Origin of the sequence: Micromonospora sp. WMMA1996, assembly GCF_002573675.1 — a bacterium.
In the GTDB taxonomy this organism is placed as follows: domain Bacteria; phylum Actinomycetota; class Actinomycetes; order Mycobacteriales; family Micromonosporaceae; genus Micromonospora; species Micromonospora sediminicola.
The window spans coordinates 3601806-3620857 of record NZ_PDHU01000001.1 but is presented as its reverse complement, the minus strand read 5'-3'; the positions used below and the strand labels follow the sequence as shown (position 1 = coordinate 3620857).

20 protein-coding genes and 1 pseudogene are annotated in these 19052 nt (G+C 73.2%); 6 read left to right on the top strand and 15 right to left on the bottom strand.

The annotated features are described in order from the left end of the window. Positions 1 to 27: 27 nt before the first annotated feature. Positions 28 to 1968 (bottom strand): GTP-binding protein, encoded by a 1941-nt coding sequence (locus tag COO58_RS16495; protein WP_098745613.1) that lies wholly within the window; start codon positions 1966 to 1968, stop codon positions 28 to 30. 379 nt (positions 1969 to 2347) lie between these two features. Between COO58_RS16495 and COO58_RS16490 the strand changes: the two genes are divergently transcribed. Then, complete coding sequence (locus COO58_RS16490) at positions 2348 to 3583, top strand: cellulose binding domain-containing protein (RefSeq protein WP_098745612.1); 1236 nt, start codon at positions 2348 to 2350, stop codon at positions 3581 to 3583. A gap of 72 nt (positions 3584 to 3655) precedes the next feature. Here COO58_RS16490 and COO58_RS16485 read toward each other — a convergent pair whose 3' ends face one another. The 4 genes from COO58_RS16485 to COO58_RS16470 are packed head-to-tail and all read right to left on the bottom strand — an operon-like array spanning position 3656 to position 5206. Next, on the bottom strand, positions 3656 to 4096 hold the full coding sequence (locus COO58_RS16485) for a hypothetical protein (RefSeq protein WP_091578940.1): 441 nt from the start codon (positions 4094 to 4096) through the stop codon (positions 3656 to 3658). After that, the gene (locus COO58_RS16480) at positions 4093 to 4671 is read right to left on the bottom strand and encodes a CDP-alcohol phosphatidyltransferase family protein (protein WP_091578937.1); all 579 of its coding nucleotides are present in this window, start codon (positions 4669 to 4671) and stop codon (positions 4093 to 4095) included. The genes COO58_RS16485 and COO58_RS16480 overlap by 4 nt, the downstream gene beginning before the upstream one ends. Next, positions 4668 to 4880: a hypothetical protein gene (locus COO58_RS16475; RefSeq protein WP_098745610.1), complete on the bottom strand. Its 213-nt coding sequence runs from the start codon at positions 4878 to 4880 to the stop codon at positions 4668 to 4670. The genes COO58_RS16480 and COO58_RS16475 overlap by 4 nt, the downstream gene beginning before the upstream one ends. Next, positions 4880 to 5206 carry an ArsR family transcriptional regulator gene (locus COO58_RS16470; RefSeq protein ID WP_091578932.1) on the bottom strand — a complete coding sequence of 109 codons (327 nt, stop codon included), beginning with the start codon at positions 5204 to 5206 and terminating at the stop codon, positions 4880 to 4882. Before COO58_RS16470 ends, COO58_RS16475 begins: the two co-directional genes overlap by 1 nt. Positions 5207 to 5317: 111 nt before the next feature. Here COO58_RS16470 and COO58_RS30505 point away from each other — a divergent pair, with 111 nt between their 5' ends. Both COO58_RS30505 and COO58_RS16455 read left to right on the top strand, forming a co-directional pair. Then, a complete protein-coding gene (locus COO58_RS30505) occupies positions 5318 to 6115 on the top strand; it encodes a hypothetical protein (protein WP_218012362.1) in 798 nt (265 codons plus the stop codon). 147 nt (positions 6116 to 6262) lie between these two features. After that, the gene (locus tag COO58_RS16455) at positions 6263 to 6823 is read left to right on the top strand and encodes a DUF3455 domain-containing protein (protein ID WP_098745609.1); all 561 of its coding nucleotides are present in this window, start codon (positions 6263 to 6265) and stop codon (positions 6821 to 6823) included. Between the two features lie 45 nt (positions 6824 to 6868). Here the strand turns inward: COO58_RS16455 and COO58_RS16450 are convergent, their stop codons facing one another. Further along, entirely contained in the window at positions 6869 to 8164 is a 1296-nt protein-coding gene (locus tag COO58_RS16450; protein WP_091578926.1) for a cellulose binding domain-containing protein, read from the bottom strand. Positions 8165 to 8546: 382 nt separating this feature from the next. Between COO58_RS16450 and COO58_RS16445 the strand changes: the two genes are divergently transcribed. Continuing rightward, complete coding sequence (locus tag COO58_RS16445; protein WP_091578923.1) at positions 8547 to 9044, top strand: YcxB family protein; 498 nt, start codon at positions 8547 to 8549, stop codon at positions 9042 to 9044. Here COO58_RS16445 and COO58_RS16440 read toward each other — a convergent pair. From COO58_RS16440 to COO58_RS16430, 3 genes are read right to left on the bottom strand one after another with little or no spacing between them, the layout of a single operon-like run. Then, positions 9010 to 9579: a hypothetical protein gene (locus tag COO58_RS16440; RefSeq protein ID WP_245666785.1), complete on the bottom strand. Its 570-nt coding sequence runs from the start codon at positions 9577 to 9579 to the stop codon at positions 9010 to 9012. The genes COO58_RS16445 and COO58_RS16440 overlap by 35 nt on opposite strands. A 44-nt stretch (positions 9580 to 9623) precedes the next feature. Beyond that, the gene (locus COO58_RS16435) at positions 9624 to 10214 is read right to left on the bottom strand and encodes a DinB family protein (protein WP_091583850.1); all 591 of its coding nucleotides are present in this window, start codon (positions 10212 to 10214) and stop codon (positions 9624 to 9626) included. 37 nt (positions 10215 to 10251) lie between these two features. Further along, positions 10252 to 10671, bottom strand: coding sequence for a PPOX class F420-dependent oxidoreductase (locus COO58_RS16430; protein ID WP_091578920.1), 420 nt, complete (start codon positions 10669 to 10671; stop codon positions 10252 to 10254). Positions 10672 to 10857: 186 nt separating this feature from the next. Between COO58_RS16430 and COO58_RS16425 the strand changes: the two genes are divergently transcribed. Both COO58_RS16425 and COO58_RS16420 read left to right on the top strand, forming a co-directional pair. Continuing rightward, the gene (locus COO58_RS16425; protein WP_098745607.1) at positions 10858 to 11733 is read left to right on the top strand and encodes an aldo/keto reductase family oxidoreductase; all 876 of its coding nucleotides are present in this window, start codon (positions 10858 to 10860) and stop codon (positions 11731 to 11733) included. A 100-nt stretch (positions 11734 to 11833) separates the two neighbouring features. Continuing rightward, positions 11834 to 12433: a tetratricopeptide repeat protein gene (locus COO58_RS16420; RefSeq protein ID WP_091578914.1), complete on the top strand. Its 600-nt coding sequence runs from the start codon at positions 11834 to 11836 to the stop codon at positions 12431 to 12433. A gap of 4 nt (positions 12434 to 12437) precedes the next feature. On the opposite strand, the gene COO58_RS16415 is transcribed toward COO58_RS16420, so the two are convergent. The 6 genes and pseudogenes from COO58_RS16415 to COO58_RS16390 all read right to left on the bottom strand — a co-directional run. Next, positions 12438 to 13553 (bottom strand): ricin-type beta-trefoil lectin domain protein, encoded by a 1116-nt coding sequence (locus COO58_RS16415; protein WP_098745606.1) that lies wholly within the window; start codon positions 13551 to 13553, stop codon positions 12438 to 12440. Between the two features lie 11 nt (positions 13554 to 13564). Further along, complete coding sequence (locus tag COO58_RS16410; protein WP_098745604.1) at positions 13565 to 15406, bottom strand: family 43 glycosylhydrolase; 1842 nt, start codon at positions 15404 to 15406, stop codon at positions 13565 to 13567. 345 nt (positions 15407 to 15751) lie between these two features. Continuing rightward, a complete protein-coding gene (locus COO58_RS16405; RefSeq protein WP_091578905.1) occupies positions 15752 to 16123 on the bottom strand; it encodes a helix-turn-helix transcriptional regulator in 372 nt (123 codons plus the stop codon). 85 nt (positions 16124 to 16208) lie between these two features. After that, positions 16209 to 16952: a cyclopropane-fatty-acyl-phospholipid synthase family protein gene (locus tag COO58_RS16400; protein WP_091578902.1), complete on the bottom strand. Its 744-nt coding sequence runs from the start codon at positions 16950 to 16952 to the stop codon at positions 16209 to 16211. 63 nt (positions 16953 to 17015) lie between these two features. Next, positions 17016 to 17786 (bottom strand): hypothetical protein, encoded by a 771-nt coding sequence (locus COO58_RS16395; RefSeq protein WP_255292644.1) that lies wholly within the window; start codon positions 17784 to 17786, stop codon positions 17016 to 17018. Between the two features lie 240 nt (positions 17787 to 18026). Further along, positions 18027 to 19007, bottom strand: a pseudogene (locus tag COO58_RS16390) (NAD(P)-dependent alcohol dehydrogenase); the annotation flags it as partial. Positions 19008 to 19052 lie beyond the last annotated feature (45 nt).

Genomic DNA, 19052 nt, shown 5'->3' with positions numbered 1-19052 from the left:
GGGTGCGACGGGCATGAGTCGGCGTACTCAGGACCGTCGGGCGAGGAAGCGCAGATACTCCACCCGGTCGAACGGGTTGCCGTCGGTGCGGGGCCGGCGCGGCGGGTCGCCGGACACCGGACGGTCGCCGCCGGACGTCGACGACCACAGTCCTTCCCCGCGGGACAGGTCCGGCAGCCGCCGCTGCGCCTCCGGTTCGAGCCGGGCCGGCAGCACCCCGCCGATCCGCCAGCCGGCCGCGGTCTCCTCGGCGCCGTCGACCCGGGTGCCGAGCCGACCCAGGTACGACGTGACCGGGCCGAGCCGGTCGGCCGGCACCTCCGCCTCGAACCGACGGCACGGCTCGAAGACCCGGGTGCCGGCCTCGGTCAGCGCCTGCATCAGGACGTACGGCGCGAGGTCCCGGAAGTGCCCGGCCGTGGTGATCGGCGACCAGTAGCCGCTGTGCGTGAGGGTGACCCGGACGTCGGTGACCGGCCAGCCGTACCGGCCCTGGTCGAGGGCGGCCCGGGTGGCCTCCTCGATGGCCTTGTGGAACGACAGCGGCAGCGAGCCGAGTTCCACCTCCAGCCGGTAGTCGACCCCGGCGCCCGGCTCGACCCGGAAGCCGACGGTGCCGAAGAAGCCGTTCCCGATGATCTCCACCGCCGTTCCGGTGCCGGTCGGCCGCTCGACGTGCACGATCCGGCCCGGTCCGAACTCCGCCTCGATCCCGTACGTCTCGGCCAGCGTGGCCTCCAGCACCTCGCGCTGCACCTCGCCGTAGAGGAGCACGCTCGTGCCGCCCTCCGGGGCCACCCGGGTGCGCAGGAACGGGTCGGTGTCCGCGAGGTCCAGCAACGCGGCGTGCAGTGCCACCGACCGGGCCGGGTCACGGGGTCGGACCACCGCCTCCACTGTCGGCGCGGGGAAGTGCGACCGGCCGTCCAGGCCGGCCGGGCTGCCGAGCTGGTCGCCGAGGCGTACCCCGGTCAGGCCGGTGACCCGGGCGATGTGCCCGGCGGTCAGCGTGGCCGGCCCGCTGTGGTCGGCGGTCGCGCCGGCCACGTCGAGCCGGGTGATCCGGGCGCGGGTCGCGGTGGTCCGGCCGTCCGGCTCCCGGCGGTACGCGACGACGCGCTGCCGCGCCCGCAGCTGCCCGCCGTAGGAGCGCAGGTAGGCCACCCGCTCACCGCCCGCGTCGTGTTCCACCGCGAAGACCCGGGCCCTCGGCGCGGGCTCGGCCGGCGGTGACGCCGGGAGCAGGGACGCGACGGCGTCCAGCAGCTCCGGTACGCCGGCGCCGGACAGCGCCGAGCCGAACAGCAGCGGGTGGACGAGCCCGGCGGCGGTCTGCGCCCGCAGCGCCTCGTCGATCCGGCCCGGGTCGGGTGGCAGGTCGTCCACCAGGGCGGCCAGCAGCTCGTCGTCGTGCTCGGCGAGGACCTCGGCGACGCGGTCGGCGTACCCCGGATCGTCGGGCCGGACGGTGGCCCCGGGAGTGCCGGGCGCGCGGACCGTGCCCAGCGGGGCGACGGCCGGGGTGAGCAGCCGGCGCACGTCCGCGACCAGCTCATCGGTGCGCGCGCCCACCCGGTCGATCTTGTTCACGAAGATCAGCGTGGGCAGCCGGAGCGATCGAAGGATGCGCATGAGCCGCCGGCTGTGCGGCTGCACCCCCTCCACGGCCGACAGCACCAGCACGGCCGCGTCGAGCACCCCGAGCGCGCGTTCGACCTCGGCAACGAAGTCGCTGTGCCCGGGGGTGTCGAGCAGGTTGACCTGGCGGTCGCGTACCCGGAAGGGGGCGACCGCGCTGCGGATGGTGATGCCCCGGCGGCGCTCGATCTCGCCGGTGTCGGTCCGGGTCGTGCCGGCGTCGACGCTGCCGAGCCGGTCGACGGCGCCGGTGGCGTGCAGCAGGCGTTCGGTCAGGCTGGTCTTACCGGCGTCGACATGGGCGACGATGCCGAGGTTGACGGTCTGCATGGGTCGACGGGTCCTCGAAAGCTCGCGTCCGGATGGGCGGGAAGGTTTCGAGTCCTCGCATCGCCGTGCTCCCGTCGGTCGGTTCGGCCCGTCTCCGGGTCAGGCTGGCACGGCCGGACGGCGCCGGTCCACCGAAATAGCCGACCGCTTGATTCGATAGGTGTCGGTCAATAGATTGTGGGTGGGCGCCGCCGATGCCCGGGTGACCGGGCCGTCGGCGGCTGACAGGTCCACCCCGAGCCGGGCACGTCGGTCGCACGCACCGACCAGTCGCCGTGGCGCACCGCCGCGCCGCACCCAGGGCACGTCGTCGCGCCGCGTCCCCGCCGGACGCGCGCCGCCGCGCCGCCTCCGCCCGCTCGACGCAGAAGGACTTCCCATGACGATTCTCCGCGCCCGCCCCGCCCCGACCCTGGCGGTCGTCGCCGCACTGGCCGCCGCCGTGGCCGCGACCGGAACGGCGGTGCTCACCGGCCCGGCCTCGGCCGCGCCGGGCTGCCGGGTCGACTACACCCCCAACCGGTGGCCCGGTGGATTCACCGCCACCGTCAAGGTCTCCCCGGGCGACACCGCCGTGTCCGGGTGGACCGTCACCTGGACGTACGCCGGGGACGACCGGGTCACCAACGGCTGGAACGCCACGGTCAGCCAGTCCGGCGCCACGGTGACCGCCCGCAACCTGTCGTACAACGGCAGCATCCCGGCCGGCGGCTCCACCGAGTTCGGCGTGCAGGGCACGTACGGCACCGGCGGCGGCACGCCGACCGGGTTCACCCTCAACGGCGTGGCGTGCAACGGCGCCGCGCCGACGCCGACCGGAGCGCCCACCACGACGGTGCCCACCACCGCCCCGCCCACCAGCGCCCCGCCCACCAGCGCCCCGCCCACGACCGTCCCGCCCACGACCGAGCCGCCACCGCCGCCGACCGGGTGCGCCGGGGCGGTGCTCTGCGACGGATTCGAGACCCAGACCGGCTCGACGCCGTCCGGCGACTGGACCGTGGTCAACCCGGACTGCTCCGGCGCCGGGACGGCCACAGTCGACACGAGCACCACGCACAGCGGCAGCCGGGCGATCCGGATCACCGGCGCCGCGGGGTACTGCAACCACGTCTTCATCCGGTCGACGCGGAACCTCGCCGGCCTGGGCAGCGTGCGCTACGGCCGGATCTGGGTCCGGCACACCACCGCCCAACCCACCGACCACACCACGATGATCGCGATGACCGACGCCGCCGACGGCAACAAGGACCTGCGGATGGGCGGCCAGAACGGGGCCCTGCAGTGGAACCGCGCGTCCGACGACGCGACGCTGCCCGAGCAGAGCCCGGCCGGGGTGGCGCAGAGTGTGCCGCTGCCCACCAACCGGTGGGCCTGCCTGGAGTTCATGGTGGACGGCGCGGCCGGGCAGCTCCGTACCTGGCTGGACGGGGCCGCCGTCGCGGGGCTGACCGCCGACGGCGTACCGACGCACGACATCGACGGCCAGTGGTACAACCGCACCTGGCGGCCGCAGCTCACCGACCTGAAGCTGGGCTGGGAGAGCTACGGCGGCGGGGCCGACACCCTCTGGTACGACGACGTCGCGGTCGGGTCCAGCCGGATCGGCTGCTGAGGTGTCCGGGGTGTGACCCGGTCACCGGGTCACACCCCGGGCGAAGACGCCACCGGTTCCGGCGGGACGTTGTCAGGCGAGGCCGGGCAGATATGCCACGGCCACGAACCTCGCCGCGCGACCGGCCAGGCAGATCGCGGTGAAGACGGTTACCCGCATCGCCGTCGCGCCGAAGTAGACCGTGGTGGCCAGCAGGGGAGGCAGGCCGGTGGTGGCGCTCACCGCGAGAAGGGCCGCGGCGGGCCACGGCCGGTCCGGTGGTGGGCGGCGGTGCCGACCGGTCCGGCGTACCGAAGCCAGCTTGCGTCGCAGCCAGGCGGACCGCACGGTGCCCCGGGAGGCCAGGAAGAGCGCGACCTTGCCGATCGTCTGACCGGCTGCGGCGGCCACTCCCAGGGGTATCGGGTGACCGTGCCCGGCGGCCGTGCTGGCGATCAGGTAGGGCTCGATCGGGACGAGCGGCAGGACGGCCGAGACGATCCCCACGCCCGCGGCCGCCAGGATCGCGATCACGGCGAGCCGCTGACCGGGGTGGGGAAGGCCGGCATCGGGGTCGTCAGCCGGGTCACGGCGACCAGCGACGCGACCTTGACGGCGGTGATCGTCAGCGCGAAGGTCAGTGGTAACCACGGTGACGGGCTGAGCACGACCAGGACGATGAGGGCGCCGGTGTTGGCGGCCTTGGCCGGCGGCGACCAGTTCCACCACCAGATCCGCCGGTCGACACGCGCGAAGTGGTTGGGGCTGAGCAGCGGCCAGCGCAGGAACGCCAAACTCAGCAGTTGGTCGACGACCATGAACTGGAAGAGGAACACGCCCACCGGCAGCGCGGTCTCCGGCCGCAGGACGATCAGGGCGGCGGCGCACGTGGCCGTGCAGGCGCGGTCGGCGACGATGTCGAAGACGGCGCCCACCCGGGTCTCCTGCCCGAGTGCGCGGGCGGCCGCGCCGTCGGCGATGTCGCCCACCCAGTAGGTCGCGTACGCGGCCACCAGCAGGGCCGGGCTGTGCTGTGCGAGGGCCGTCACCGCCAGCCCGACCGCGACCATGGTGCGAATCGCGGTGATCGTGTTGGGCACGTTCCTCATTCGGCGTCCTTGAGGATGCGTTCCACCTCGGCGGTGCGCCGGTTGAGCTCGGCGAGCTGGTCGCGGACCTCGCTCAAGGTGCGCTCGGTGCGCTCGGTCAGGTCGACGTGACGCCGCTGCTGCTCGGTCATGGTGCGGGTGCCGAAAAGCCAGATGACCGCGATGGCCAGCGCGCCGGCGACGATGAGGAAGACGGAGGCGATGTCCATCACTGCTCCTTCGGATCGGTGGTCAGGGAGGCCGCCGCGGCGGCGATGATCTCGGGGGTGAGCACCAGTGAGAACGGTGCGGCCCGGTAGAACTTGAGTGCCTTGCCGTCGGGTGACAGCTCGAGGTCGGCGATCACCAGTCCGGCCCGTTCCAGCTTCTTCAGATGCACCTGGAGCAGTGCCCGGCTGATGCCGAGGTCGCGCGCGAGCTGCGACACGTACGCCCGGCCACCGGCCAGCGCCGCCACGACCCGCAGCCGGTGCGGGCTGGCGAGGGCGCCCAGGATGCCCATGAGCGCGTCTCCCGTCAGCTCCTGCTTGCTCATGCCAACAATTATTAGCAGGTGCCAACGAGATCGTCAAAGCAGTCAGGTGGACCCGCCGTGCCGTCACTGACCTCAGCGAGGGGATCTGGGGCGGCGTACTAGCCTCGGCTGATGGACGACGGGCTGCTTCGCCGGCTCCGGGTCGAACAGGCCCGCGCCCTGGTCCGGGACGCGGACCCGCGTCAGGCGGTGATGCTGGCCTGCGACCTCCTCGTGGTCGGGGTCGGCGGCGACGCCGTGGCGGCGCTCGCGGCGGAGTCGACCCGGACGCTGTCGGTGCACGAGGCGAACCGGCATCTGGCGGAGGTCGTCGCCGAGGTCGGGTTGCCGGAGCCCGACCTGCCGACCGCGGTGGAGCTGGTCACGGTCGACACCTGCGAGCGGATCCTCGAGGGCGGCATCCCCGTCGAGCGGGGGATCCACGATCTCCATCTGGTGGGCCACGACGGCAGTCGGCTGCGCGACCTGCTCCCGGCGGTCGCCGCCCTCGTCGAGCGTCTCGAGGGGAACCTCGGCGGACAGGCCGACGACGACCTGCGGACCGACCTCGCCGCCCTGGCCCGGACCGTCCTCGACCGCCGGTCAGCCGCAGCCGCCGGTTCCGCCCCGGCCATCGGCTGGGCGGACTGGACCGAGGAGGAGTACGTCCGGTACCTGCACGAGGAACGCCGGTGCTTCGCGTGGGTGATGCGGCGCTACGGCGACCTCGACGCCGATCAGGCGGAGGCGGCGGCGCTGCGGCGGTATCCGTTCGAGGAGCGAGACGCCCCCTACCGAGGGCTAGTCTTCCACGACGAGGCGTGGCACTGGGCGATGGTGGAGATCCACGGCCAGGGCTACTGGACGTCCCACCCGGAGCTGGTGCGCCCGCCGGCCGAGTACGAGGCGCTCGACGGGAACGCTCCGTGACGGGCGCGCGGGCTCTGTCGCCGGCGGACGAGTCGCGCTGTCGGATTGGCGACCGGCAGATCTGCGCCCGGATTGATCGATGGGCCTCCCGCTCCCGTTGAGGACGGAGATGGGCGCGGACACCCCCGCCCCGAACGGAGGAACGGCATGCTCAGTACGTCTCGTCCCCGCCTGCGGGCGCTCTCGGCCGTCGGCCTGGCCGGCGTCCTGGCGACGACCGGCGCGGTGGCCCCCCAGACCGCCGCCGCCGCGGCGACCCCGACGGCCACGGTCGCCGAGGCCCCCCTCATCGCCCCGGCGATCCGGCCGCCGGCGGGATCGCGCCTGGTCGGCGCGTACGTTGTCACGCAGGGAACGCAGACCTACACATGCGCCGGCGGCGTGTTCACCGGCGCGTCCGTGCCGGAGGCGCGGTTGCTCGGCACCGGCGGTCGGGTGCACCACTTCAGGGGCCCGAGCTGGCAGTCCGAGCGCGACGGTTCCCTGATCACCGCGAAGAAGACGGCCGAGAGCCCGCGTGCGGGCACCATCCCCGAACTGCTGCTCACCGTGGACTCGCACAGCGGCGCGGGTGTCCTCGGCGGCGTCGCGTACATCAACCGGTTGCTGACCTCGGGGGGTGTGGCGCCGGCCGGCAGCTGCGTCGACGGCACGACGGCGGCCGTGCCGTACGGCGCGGTCTACGTCTTCTGGGCGGCGAAGCCGTAGGTGACCCGTCCCCGGTGCCCGCAGGGCACCGGGGACGGCTCACGTTCAGGGGCTGGTGCAGGTCAGGCCGCTCGGCGCGGTGGCGCCGTCACCGGTTGCGGTGAATCCGAACGTCGTCGAGGCGTTCGGAGCGAGCGTGCCGTTGTAGGGCGCGTTCCGGACGGCGACGGTGCCGGTGGTGCCGGTGTTGACGCCGCTCCAGAGGCTGCTGATGGCCTGGCCGCCGGCCAGGTTCAGCCGGACCGTCCAGCCGTTGAGGGTGGCGGTACCGGTGTTGGCCACGGTGACCTCGCCCTGGAAGCCGCCCGGCCAGGTGTTGACGCTGCGGTACGTGGCCGCGCAGGGGCCGCCGGTCGGCGGGGGCGTCGTGGGCGGCGTGGTGGTCGGGGGAGTGGTGGTCGGCGGGGTGGTCGTCGGCGGGGTGGTGGTGGGCGGGGTGGTGGACTCGAACTGGGAGAAGAACCGCCAGATCTCCGCCGACGTCCAGGTCCGGGAGTCGTTCGGGCTGGACGAGCCGTCGACCGGGCTGGGCGTGTGGTCGCCGTCGAAGGCGGCCCACTGCACGGGGTATCCGGCCCGGCAGCCGGCGTAGGTGGTGGTGACGTGGGTGAGGCTGCCGCGGCTCGGCTCGCGCGGGCTCTGCGCGGTGCAGCCGTTGTTGCGGACGAACGTGTCGCGCAGGGACCGGCCCATCGAGATGTTCAGCACGCTGTCGTAGATGCCGTGGATGCCGAAGTAGGCGACGGGCTGGGTGCCGCCGTTGCAGCCGCTGAGGTTGGCGCCGGACAGCACGGTGACCGCGCGGACGACCGTCGGTCGGGCGCAGGCGACCGCGTAGCTCATCGCCCCGCCGTAGCTCCAGCCGAGCGCGAAGCGCTGGGTCGTGTCGACGCAGAGGTCGTTCTCGACCTGGCGGGAGATGTCGTCGAAGAGCGTCAGGTCCCGGCCGTTGGTGTTGGCCCAGCCGTTGTCGATGCCCTGCGGCGCCACGAAGATCGTGCTGTTGTTCGACAGCGGCAGGAGCCCGTAGTAGCCGGCGGAGGCGACGTTGTTCGCCGAGCCGTTCAGCCAGTGGAAACCGAAGATCAGCCGGTAGGGGCGGTTCCGGTCGTACCCGTCCGGGATCCGCAGGATGTAGCTGCGGTTCTGTCCGCTGCTGGTGATGGTGCGGGTGCCGCTGGTGAGCGTGGGGGCCTTGCCGCAGCCCGCGGTCGCCGCGAGCGTGCCGTTCGTCGCGGCCTCCGCCGCTCCGCCGAGGCCGCCGCTCAGCGCGCCGGCGGTCGCCGCGAGGAGGACGGCCGCCGCGGCCAGGGATGAGAGGAGCTGTGTACGTTTCACCATTGCTTGCCTCCGTGCCGTGGGTGGTGTGGTGCCGGCGGTGCGCGCAGGGGTGTCCGTCGCTGCCGGGATCGCCCGCGAGGTGGCGTGGAGGCGTGGGCGTGCGGCCGGGGCCTGACGCGTCCGGCGGTCACCTGTGGCGGCTGGCAACGGCGGATCGGCCCGGACTGGTCACCGGCCGGTCGGTCGGGCGGCGAGAGCAGGTGCCTCGAAGCGCCGTGCCGAATGGCGGGTGACCGGGAGCGTGCCCTGGCGCTCCCGCGCCAAAAGATAGCAGGTTATCGATAACATACTCAACCGCAGGGGCAGCGAGCAGTGCAGGTGTGAGCGATAACAGGGTGCGCCTGGCGGCCGGCGCGGCCCGCCGGGCGGTTATCGTTCGGGCGTGCACATTCGCTTCGCCGTCCCGGCCGACCCCGCCTATCCGGGCCGCGTGGCCGCCGTGCTCAGCGGCGTCCGGCTGCGCCGGTTCGGCTGGATCGGCGCCGTGCTGGCGGCGGTCGGGGCGCTCGGTCTCGTCGTCGCCCGGACGTCCGGGTGGGGCGGCCGGTTCACGACGCTCTGGCTGGCGCTGCTCGTCGGCGGCGTGCTGTCGATGCTCTACGCGCCGTGGGTGCGGTGGCGGGCCCGACGCCGCTCCGCCGGCTACGCCGTCGAGGGCGGCTACGACATCACCGACGACAACATCATGATGCGCAGCGGCTCGGAGTCCGGCGGCATCGCCTGGGACGGCGTGGCCCGGGTCGAGGAGACGCCGGAGTTCTGGATCGTCTACGTCGGCCGGATGCCGGCCACCGTGATCCCGCGCCGGCTGATGTCCGCCGGCGACGACGAGACGTTGCGCGCCTTCATGGCCGGACGAGGGCTCCTGACACCCCGCTGAGCGCGGGCGGGCACGGCCGGCGTGCCGGGCGGCCCGTCCCGCCGTAGAGGTGCACGCGGTGGTCGAGGTCGCGCTCCGGCTGGCCCCGCTCGAAGTGGTCACGGTGCACCCAGCCGTGGCTGACGTGCACGACCCAGTCCTCGAAGTACCAGCTCGGGCTGCACGAGCAGCCGGTGAACCGGAAGTTGGCCCGGTAGCGGCCCACCTGACCCGGCGCGAGCGCGAACAGGTGGGTCGACGCGCGGGGGTGCGGGTAGGCCGCCCAGGTGGGCAGCCGGTCGACGCCGACCGTCACCTCCCGGCGGCTGAGCCACAGACCGACGGCGTGCGCGCGACCCGGGCTGCCGGCCAGCACCTCGTGCCGGGGTGCGTAGCCGTCCGCCTCGTCGAGAAGGACGTCGTGGATCACCACCTCGGCCTCCGGCAGCTCCCGGGGCAGTGCCACCGGCTGGTTGAGGCCGCGCCGGGCGTTCGCGGCCGGCGCGCCGCGCGCCGCGGCCGGCCACCGGACCCGAACCCGCTGGATGAGGATCACCCCGCCAGAGTGACCCAGCCCCGCCGGGCACGCCAGCCGATTTCCTAGGCGAACCGGTCCGCCAGGGTGGTCAACCTGCCGACGTACGCGGGCCAGTCGTACTCGTCGGGGACGTTGGTGTTGGCCTCCCGCAGGCCGATCGCCGTGTCGAGCTGCTCCCGCAGGATGTCGGCGTGGCCGGCGTGCCGGGCGAGGTCCACGGTGACGTGGGTGATGATCCGGTGCAGCGTCACGGCCTGCCGGCCGGGTCGCCACCACGGCACCTGCCCCGGCGCGTCCAGCGGGAGCTGGCCGATCGTCTCGTCGGCGAACGCCGCGACCCGGCGGTAGAGGTCGATCAGACCGTCCTTGGTCTCGTCCTCCCGCGCGTACCAGTCGGCCTGCGGATCCGCGTCGTACGCCTCCATCGGGACCAGCTCGCCGGGGGTGGGGAACTGCCGGCCGAAGGTCGGCCCGAAGTAGCCGGCCTCCACGTTGAGGCAGTGCTTCACGATGCCCAGCAGGTTGTTGCCGGTCGCGGTGCGGGGGAGCCGGGCGTCGCGTTCGCTCAGCCCGTCGAGCTTCCAGATCAGATCCTCGCGGGTCTCCCGCAGGTAGAGGTGCAGTGCGTCCTTCACGTCGCCCAGGTCAGCCATGCCCGCCAGTGTTCCGCACCGGTCGGACATCCGGGGCTCAGCCGACCTGGCTGTTGTCCTTCAGCTCACCCCACCCGTGCCAGCGGTCGACCTCGATCAGCGCGCTGACCCGGGCCCGCTCACGACGCGGGTAGGGGTTGCCGGTGTAGTGCCGGGCGAGTCGGTCGATGTCCGCCAGGTCCGCGTCGTCGCGCAGCTCGGCCACGTGCCCGATGATGCTCAGGTGGGTGTACCAGCCCTGCTCGTCCAGCACGGTCAGGGTGACCCGGGGGTCGTTGCGCAGGTGGCCCAGCCGGCGACGGCCCTCGTCCATGTTCACCAGGATCCGGCCGTCGTCCCACAGGTACCAGGTGGCCGCGGAGACCGGTTGACCGTCGGGGCGCAGGGTGGCGATGACGGCGGGGTTCGGCTTGCGCAGCATGGCGACGGCGGGCTCGGGCAGCGGCGGCTTGGACATGGCTCTCCTCTTCGCGACGGTGCTGTCTTCGCACTGTACGGACCGGCCGGGCCCGCCGCCGGGGATGCGCGGCAGCCGCCCGTCCTGGCTCCGCCCATCCTGGGATCGGTGGTGCCTGGTTGCGCCGGCCGCCGGCGGGCACCGTTCGGGGTGCGGCCGGAGACTCCGGCGCGCGGAAGGGAACCCATGACCGGCGACAAGCTCCCCGGCGGCACCTACCAGGTCGGGGACCTCACCCTCACCCGGGTCGGCTACGGCGCCATGCAGTTGGCGGGCCCGGGCGTGTTCGGGCCACCCCGCGACCGCGACGCCGCCGTCGCCGTCCTGCGGACCGCCGTCGAGCTGGGCATCCGGCACATCGACACGGCGGACTTCTACGGCCCGCACGTCACCAACGAGATCATCCGGGAGGCGCTCGCGCCGTACCCCGACGACCTGCACATCGTCACCAAGGTCGGCGCCCGCCGGGACGAGCAGGGCGGATGGCCGCACGCCCGCACCCCGGCCGAGCTGACCCGACAGGTGCACGACAACCTGCGTCGCCTCGACCTGCCGGCGCTGGACGTGGTGAACCTGCGGGTCGGTGGCCTCGACGCACCCGAGCCCGGCTCGATCGCCGAACAGTTCGGCGCGCTCGTCGAGCTGCGTGACCAGGGGCTGATCCGGCACCTGGGGTTGAGCACGGTCACCGCGGAGCAGCTCGCCGAGGCGCAGTCGATCGCGCCCGTGGTGTGCGTGCAGAACTTCTACAACCTGGCCCACCGCGACGACGACGAGGTGGTCGACAGCACCGCCCGGCAGGGCATCGCGTACGTGCCGTACTTCCCGCTGGGCGGCTTCTCGCCCTTGCAGTCGGACGTCCTGGAGGGGGTCGCGAAGCGGTTGGGGAGCACGCCGATGGCCGTCGCGCTCGCCTGGCTGCTGCACCGGTCGCCGAACATCCTGCTCATCCCCGGCACGTCCTCGGTCGCGCACCTGCGCGAGAACGTCGCCGGCGCGGCGTTGGACCTGCCCGCCGACGCGCTCGCCGAGCTGGACGCGATCGGCGCACCGGCGGGCTGACCACCTCGGCGGCGGCGCGTGTCCGGTGCGCCACCGAGGGTAGACATTCATCGATAGAGTCGGGGCGGCCGCAGCGAGGTGACCGACCGGAGGAGGAGCCGTGAGATTCCTGCCGTCCCGATCTCGACCGATCCCCGCCGACCTGGAGCGGCGCGCGCGTTCCGGCCTGGCCCTCTTCGAGGCCGGCCAGTACGCGGCCGCCGAGCGCGCCTGGCGCACACTGTTCGCCGACTGCGAGCGGCAGCTCGGCCCGGCCCACCCCGAGACGCTGCGCACCCTGGACCGGTGGGGGTCGGCGCTGTTCCGCCTGCGTCGGCTCGGCGAGTCGGCGCAGCGGCACCGGGAGGCTCACCACCGGGCCGCGGCCGGCCTGGGCGCAGGCGACCCGGTCACGCTGGTCTACGCCTACAACCTCGGGTGCGCGCTGGTGGTCATGCACCAGTGGGGCGAGGGCCTGCCGGTGCTGGAGGACACGCTGCGCCGCCAGCGGCGCAGGCTCGGCCAGGACCACCCGCAGACCCTCGCCACCGCCAAGACGCTCGGCGTCTCGCTGTTCATGGCCGGCGACGCCGCAGCCGCGCTGGACCTGCTGCGGTCCAGCTACGAGCGGGCCGCCCGGGCGTTCGGCCCGGACGACCCGCTGACCCGCGACATCGGCGAGAACCTGCGGGTGGCGCTGCGCAACACCCAGCGGTTCTGACGCGTCAGGCGCGGATGCTCCACTGCTGGTTGGCGCCGCCGTGACAGTCCCAGAGGTTGATCCGCGTGCCGTTGGCGGTGCCGTAGTTGGCGGCGTCCAGGCAGCGCCCCGACTGGACCCCGCTGATCGTGCCGTTCGCGTTCAGGTTCCACTGCTGGTTGGCCTGACCGGTGCAGTCCCAGACGATCACGCTGGTGCCGTTGGCGGTGCCCCGCCCGCTGGCGTCCAGGCACTTGCCGCCCAGCACCTGCAACTGCTTGGCGGAGGTGTAGGTCCAGCGCTGCGGGGTGCCGCCCCAGCAGTCGTAGAGCTGCACCGCGGTGCCGTTGGTGGTGCTGCCGTTCGGCACGTCCAGACACCGGCCCGAGCCGGTGTTCACCACCTGCACGTTCTGGTAGGTGCTCCCGCCGCTGCCCGGCGTACCGATGCTGCCGGACACCGACTGGAGCGCGCGGTACCAGACGGCGGCCATCTTGTCGTAGCCGGTGGCGGTCGGGTGGACGCCGTCGATCAGGTCGGCGGTGGTCAGCGCCGAGTGCTGGTCGACCAGGTGGACGCGCCGGCCGGCGTTCACCTTGGCCTGGACGATGCCGGGGACGGCGGCGTTGAACGTGCGTACCGCCGACTCCTGGCCCGGGTTGGCCAGCGGGATGATCTGGGCCACGAACACGTCGGCGTCGGGCGCGGTCGTGGTGATGCGGTCGATCAGCGCGGAGAGCCGGTTCGGCGCGCCGGCGACGTTGTAGTTCTGGAGGATGTCGTTGGTGCCGATGTGCAGCAACACGGTGCGCGGCCGGTAGTTGTTCAGCCAGCCGGTGATGTTCGCGTCGATCTGGTCGATCCGCCAGCCGGGGTGACCCTCGTGGTCGTGGTCGCCGAGGTTGCCCGGCCCGTTGAACTGGGAACCGACCAGGTCGACCCGGTAGCCGGCACCGGCGAGCCGCTGCCACAGACCGATCCGGTAGCCGCCGGGGACCTGGGTGCCCTCGGTGATCGAGTCACCCAGCGGCATCACCCGGACCCCACCGTTGGACTCCGCGCCCGCCGGACCGGCCGGCACCAGCAGGCCGGCGACCGTCATGGCCAGCGCGGCGAGCCACGCTCCTGCCTTCGTTCGCATGACTGTTCCTCTCAGGGACTGGTGCAGGTCAGGGACGGCGTCGACGGGGAGCCGTTCGCCAGGAAGCCGAACGTGGTCGAGCCGGCGGCGGGCACGGAGCCGTTGTAGGACACGTTGCGCACGGTTGCGGCGGAGCCGCTGGTGCTCAACGTGCCGCCCCAGATCTGACTGACGCTCTGCCCGGCGGCCAGGCTCCAGCCCACGGTCCAACCGTTGATCGCCGCGGCGCCGGCCGTGACGGTCACCTCGCCCTGGAAGCCACCGGACCAGGTGCTGGTGGTGCGGTAGCTCGCGGTGCAGGCGTCGGTGGTCGGCGGCGGGGTGGTGGGCGGCGGGGTCGTCGGCGGTGGGCTGGTCGGCGTGCCGCCGCCGGTCGGGGTGAACCGCCAGTGGTCGAGGTTGAACAGCGAGCCGCTGCCGCCGGTGAACCGCAGGTAGAGGTCGTGGGTGCCGGTGGCGCCGCTGACCGCGCACGTGGTGTCGGTCCAGGTCTGCCACCCCCCGGTGCCGGACACCCGGCAGGTGCCCACCACGGTGCCGGTGGCGCTGTCGAGGCGGACCTCGATGGTGCCCCCGCCGGCGGCCGAGGCCACCCGGGCGGTGTACGAGGCCGCGCCGGTGCCGAAAGCCACGCCCTTGACCTTGATGTAGTCCCCGTTGTCGATCCACCCGACGTTCATCCCGCCGGCGCTGCTCGGCTCGGTCTCCACCCCGGAGCCCCAGGCGATCGTCTCGGCCTCCTGCCGGACGTACGGGTTCAGCGTGCCGACCTGCGGGGCACCGGCGGTGGACATGCTGATCGTCGGGATGGAACCGTCCGCGCCGTAGGAGAACTTCTCCACCGCCACGGAGCGGGTGAAGCCGCCCCCGCCCGGTAGTGCCCCGTTGTGGTAGAAGAAGTACGAACCGCCCTTGAAGTCGACGATCCCGGGGTGGTTGGTGAAGCTGCTGCCCTGGGTGGGCATCACCGTTCCGCGGTAGGTCCACGGCCCCAACGGGCCGGGCGCGGTGGAATAGGCGATGAACTCCGAGCAGCACTTGGCCGCGTAGACCAGGTAGTAGAGGCCGTTGCGCTTGTAGACCCAGGGCCCCTCCTCGAAGAGGGTCGGCCGGTTCGCGTCCCCGGTCCGGGTGCCGAAGCCCGCCGTGGTCAGCGGGATCTGCGTGGGGCTGCCCGAGTACGAGGTCATGTCCGCGTTCAGCTTCACGTACCACAGGCGCGGGTTGCCCCAGTAGAGGTACGCCTGGCCGTCGTCGTCGATGAACACGGTGGGGTCGATCTCGCCGTTGCTCACCAGCGGGCGTCCGATCGCGTCCCGGAACGGGCCGGTCGGGCTGTCCGAGACCGCCACGCCGATGCCCATCTGGCCGGTCGCCCGCACCGTCATCGGCACGTACCAGTAGAACTTGCCGTTGCGGTAGACCGCCTGGCCGGCCCACGCGTCGGACTTGGCCCAGCTGAAGCTGGCGATGTTGAGCGGGGAGCCGTGGTCGGTCCAGTTCACCATGTCGTCGGACGAGAAGACCCGCCACTCCTTCATGGTGAACCAGGTCGAGTTGTCCTCGTCGTGGCCGGTGTAGAGGTAGACCCGGCCGTTGTGGACCAGCGGTGCCGGATCGGCCGTGTAGATCGTCTGCACGATGGGGTTGTCGGCCCGGGCGATCGCCGGGAACGACCCCACCAGGGCGAGCAGGCTGGCGACCAGGGCGATCCGGCGCCTGGTCCGATGCCGGGACCGGGCTGACGTGGCTCTCCGTCGCCCCGGACCGCCGGCGGCCGGGTCGGCCGCGGCGGGCGCGGCGAGCGGATGGGAGCGTCCGGCCCGGCCGGGCCGGAGACGGGAGATGACCATGACGGCTCCTCGGGTACGCGGGGCTCCCGGACCGTCCGTGCCGGCGAGAAGCCTCGCGGGTGGTGGATTGCCGTCGATGGAAACGCTAACAGTCGCGGCGTCGACTCAACCGCTGGAACCACGATCTCGGGACGGAGATCGTGCAGGCGGTGGGGTCGGAAGTGCCGACGGTGGTGGCCTGCCGGTCACCGATGTTATCGCAAACATCGACGCCGGTAATTAGAGCACACTCCGGGAGGGACGGGGAGCCCTGACGGGCGGCGGCGCATGGCCGGGCGGGCCGGCCACCGGCCTGCGGCGGCCGGCGCACCGGCCGTCGAAGCGACCGCTGACCAGCGGTTTCGCTCAGCGCGCCTTTTTCGTCGCCCGCTTGCGGGGCGGAGTCAACAGGTCGGCGATCGCGGCGACCGCGGCGGGGACCACCCGGTAGTAGGCCCACACCCCGCGCTTCTCGCGCTCCAGCAGGCCGGCCTCGGTGAGGATCCGGAGGTGATGACTCACCGTCGGCTGGGACAGCCCGAGCGGGGCGGTCAGGTCACTCACCGACGCCTCGCCCTGCGGGGCGGACTGGATGAGGCTGAGCAGCCGCAGTCGGGCCGGGTCGGCGAACGCCTTCAGCACCCCCGCGAGCCGTTCGGCGTCGGCGCGCTTGATCGGCTCGCCGGACAGCGGCGAGATGGAAGGCATGGCGGTCTTGGCGGTTCCCACGCCGTCCATCGTCGCACCTGAACATCGACGACGCGGTGGAAACCGGGATCGGATCGACGTAACGGGCACATTCCTCGCCGGAGGTGAGCCGGCCTCAGGCGCGGCGCAGGACCAGGGTGGCGAAGCCCAACACGTCGCGGTATCCGCGCAGCCACTGGTCCCGGTGTTCGCGCGCGACCGCCAGCGCCTGCGCGGCGTCCGGGTGGCCCGGGTTGTCGAGCGCCCACTCGGTGAGCGACCCGACCCAGGACCACTCGTAGTGGTCCCACTCGGCGGCGTCGCTGACGTGCGCGTACACCGGGGTCCACCCGACCTCCTCGGCGACGTCCACCAGACCGGCGAGATCGGTGAAGTCCTCCGGCTTCGCGTCCAGTGCCGCCAGCGCCTGCGGGGTCGGCGGGGCCTGCCAGAAGCCCTCGCCGACCAGGAGGATCCCGTCCGGGTGCACGTGTCGCCCGGCCAGCCGCAGCGTCCCCGCGAATCCGTCGAAGACGTGCGTCGACCCGACACACATCACCAGGTCGTGGTCGCCGTCCGGCACGTACGCGCGGGCGTCGCGCTCGTGCAGCGTGAGCCGGTCGGCGAGGCCACGTTCGGCGGCGGCGGTCGCGGCGCGCTCCAGGGCGTACGGGTTGATGTCGACGCCGTCGGCGTGCCCGTCGGGGTGGTGGGCGAGGGCCTGCAGCGCCCAGGCCGCCTCGCCGCAGCCGAGGTCGAGGACGCGGGCGGACGGCCCCCGGCCGGCCCGGCGCAGGAGCCGGTTGACATTGACGCCGGAGATCGGCGCCGCGATCGGGTGGTGCGAGTGCGCGATGCTGCTGAGCCGTTGACGATCCACGGGGAGACAGTGAACACCACGACGGGACGGGCGGCATCCGGCTTTGCCCGCCGCCCGGTGGCCCTACCGCTTCACCAGGTTGCGCAGCGCGGCGAGCAGCGACCGGTCGCTGACCTCGGCGTAGATCTTCTTGTCCGCGCCGACCAGCACGACGTACGGGCAGGCCTGGTCGTCGCCGCCCAGGGTCTTGTCGAGCAGCCTCCGGCCGGTCGCCACCTCGTGGACCCGGAGGCGGTAGGTGGCCTTCAGCAGCGTCAACGTGTCCGGCTTCGGGTCGTCGTAGCGGCACTTGCGGATCGTCGCGCCGGTGCTCACCCGGTCGAGACAGGCGACCATCTGCACGGTCTTCGGATCCTCCGCCGCCCAGATCCGTTCCACCTGCTTGGACAGGCCCTCGTCGTAGTAGTAGCCGGTGTCCTGGCGGCGTTGCCCGCCCGGGGTGTCACCGATGAGCAGCGCCACCGGGTGCGGGGCCTTCCCGGCCCGCTTCGGCGACTGCGGGTAGTAGAGGACGCCGTCGCACACGTTGTTCAGGTCGGTGATCTCGGCGGCGGCGAAGTCGCTGGCCTGGGGTCCCTGCGGCACCGGCTCCGCGCTCCCGGTCGGGTCGGGCGCCGGCGGACTGCCGGTCGTGGTCGACGGCCAGGTGGCCGGCACGGGCTCGGCCGGATCGTCGGCGCCGGCGCGCAGCAGGAAGGCGCCGCCGACCAGGCCGGTGCACGCCAGCAACAGCAGGACGCCCAGCGTGACCACGGCGATGATCAGGCCACGATGGGCCCGACCCGGTCCCGGCGGGCCGGCCCCGAACGGCGGCCCGTACGCCGGGACCGCCATCGGCGGCCCGTACGGCTGGCCGGCCGGGGGTGGCGCGTGTGGTGGTGGCGCCGGCGGCGCCGTCGATGGCTCGGGTTGCTCCTCCGTCGATCCGAATTCCGATCCGGCCCCCGTGTCGGACATGCTCGATCCTCTTGTCGACGCTCGGCGAAGCGCGAATGTATCAACATCTCATCGACCGGGCGGCCCGTCGTCGTCCCGATTCCGATGACCCGCTTCACCCGCCGGTCGCGTGCTCCCGACGGTGATGACGACCTTCGCCCGCGCGTGCTCGCCCTCCAGGTAGCGGATGGCCGCCGGCACCTCGTGGAGCGGATAGGTGCGGTCGACCACGGGGGTGAGACGGCCGGCCTCGACATGGGCGCGCAGCAGGTCGAGATGGGGCCGGCTCGGCGTCGCGGTGAGCACGGCGACGCGGTGCCGGACCAGCGGCGCCGACAGGCGTCCGCGCGCGATCAGCCACACCGGGCCGACGACGTTGCCGCCGCGGTAGACGCCGCCACCGGAGAGCACCAGCGTCCCGGTGGGGGTCAGCGCCCGGCGGAGCGCACGGAGCGAGCGGTTGCCGACCAGATCGAGCAGGACGTCGTGGCGGCGCCCCTGGCGGGTGAAGTCCGCCCGGGTGTAGTCGACGACGTGATCGGCGCCGAGGGAGCGGACCAGGTCGACGTTGCGGGTGCTGCACACGCCGGTGACGGTGGCGCCGAACGCCTTGGCCAGCTGGACCGCCAGGGTGCCGACGCCGCCGGACGCTCCGTTGACGAGGACGCGGTGGCCCGGCTCGACCCGCCCGACGTCGCGCAGCCCCATCAGCGCGGTGGTGCCGGCCAGCGGCAGGGCGGCCGCCTGTGGCGGGGTGAGGTTCGTCGGCGACGGCGCGACCACGTCCTCGGGCACGCACGCGTACTCGGCGAACGCGCCGTTGGCGTCACCCAGGTCGGCGAAGACGGCGTCGCCCGGGCGGAACCTGCGCACCCGCGCGCCGACCGCCTCGACCCGGCCGGCGACGTCGCGGCCACGGATGCGGGCCCGGGGTCGGGCCGGTCCCATCGCCAGGCGTGCCAGCCACGGGTCGCCCCGCACGGCGTGCCAGTCGTAGGCGTTGAGCGCGGCGGCCTCGACCCGCACCAGCACCTCGTCGGGTGCGGGCGTCGGCGTGTCGACCTCCGCGAGCGTGAGGGTCTCCGGTGGGCCGTACCGGTCCTGGACGATCGCCTTCATCGTGACTCCTCCCCTGGTGTACGGCGTACACCTGCCTTGTCAGGA

Bases quoted from the DNA above. Each gene is read 5' to 3' on its own strand.
- COO58_RS16495 (WP_098745613.1), bottom strand. From the start codon at position 1,968: ATGCAGACCGTCAACCTCGGCATCGTCGCCCATGTCGACGCCGGTAAG.
- COO58_RS16405 (WP_091578905.1), bottom strand. From the start codon at position 16,123: ATGGACGGCGTGGGAACCGCCAAGACCGCCATGCCTTCCATCTCGCCG.
- COO58_RS16435 (WP_091583850.1), bottom strand. From the start codon at position 10,214: ATGGCTGACCTGGGCGACGTGAAGGACGCACTGCACCTCTACCTGCGG.
- COO58_RS16415 (WP_098745606.1), bottom strand. From the start codon at position 13,553: ATGCGAACGAAGGCAGGAGCGTGGCTCGCCGCGCTGGCCATGACGGTC.
- COO58_RS16480 (WP_091578937.1), bottom strand. From the start codon at position 4,671: ATGAGGAACGTGCCCAACACGATCACCGCGATTCGCACCATGGTCGCG.
- COO58_RS30505 (WP_218012362.1), top strand. From the start codon at position 5,318: ATGGACGACGGGCTGCTTCGCCGGCTCCGGGTCGAACAGGCCCGCGCC.
- COO58_RS16475 (WP_098745610.1), bottom strand. From the start codon at position 4,880: ATGGACATCGCCTCCGTCTTCCTCATCGTCGCCGGCGCGCTGGCCATC.
- COO58_RS16395 (WP_255292644.1), bottom strand. From the start codon at position 17,786: ATGGCGGTCCCGGCGTACGGGCCGCCGTTCGGGGCCGGCCCGCCGGGA.
- COO58_RS16430 (WP_091578920.1), bottom strand. From the start codon at position 10,671: ATGTCCAAGCCGCCGCTGCCCGAGCCCGCCGTCGCCATGCTGCGCAAG.
- COO58_RS16450 (WP_091578926.1), bottom strand. From the start codon at position 8,164: ATGGTGAAACGTACACAGCTCCTCTCATCCCTGGCCGCGGCGGCCGTC.
- COO58_RS16455 (WP_098745609.1), top strand. From the start codon at position 6,263: ATGCTCAGTACGTCTCGTCCCCGCCTGCGGGCGCTCTCGGCCGTCGGC.
- COO58_RS16490 (WP_098745612.1), top strand. From the start codon at position 2,348: ATGACGATTCTCCGCGCCCGCCCCGCCCCGACCCTGGCGGTCGTCGCC.
- COO58_RS16470 (WP_091578932.1), bottom strand. From the start codon at position 5,206: ATGAGCAAGCAGGAGCTGACGGGAGACGCGCTCATGGGCATCCTGGGC.
- COO58_RS16425 (WP_098745607.1), top strand. From the start codon at position 10,858: ATGACCGGCGACAAGCTCCCCGGCGGCACCTACCAGGTCGGGGACCTC.
- COO58_RS16410 (WP_098745604.1), bottom strand. From the start codon at position 15,406: ATGGTCATCTCCCGTCTCCGGCCCGGCCGGGCCGGACGCTCCCATCCG.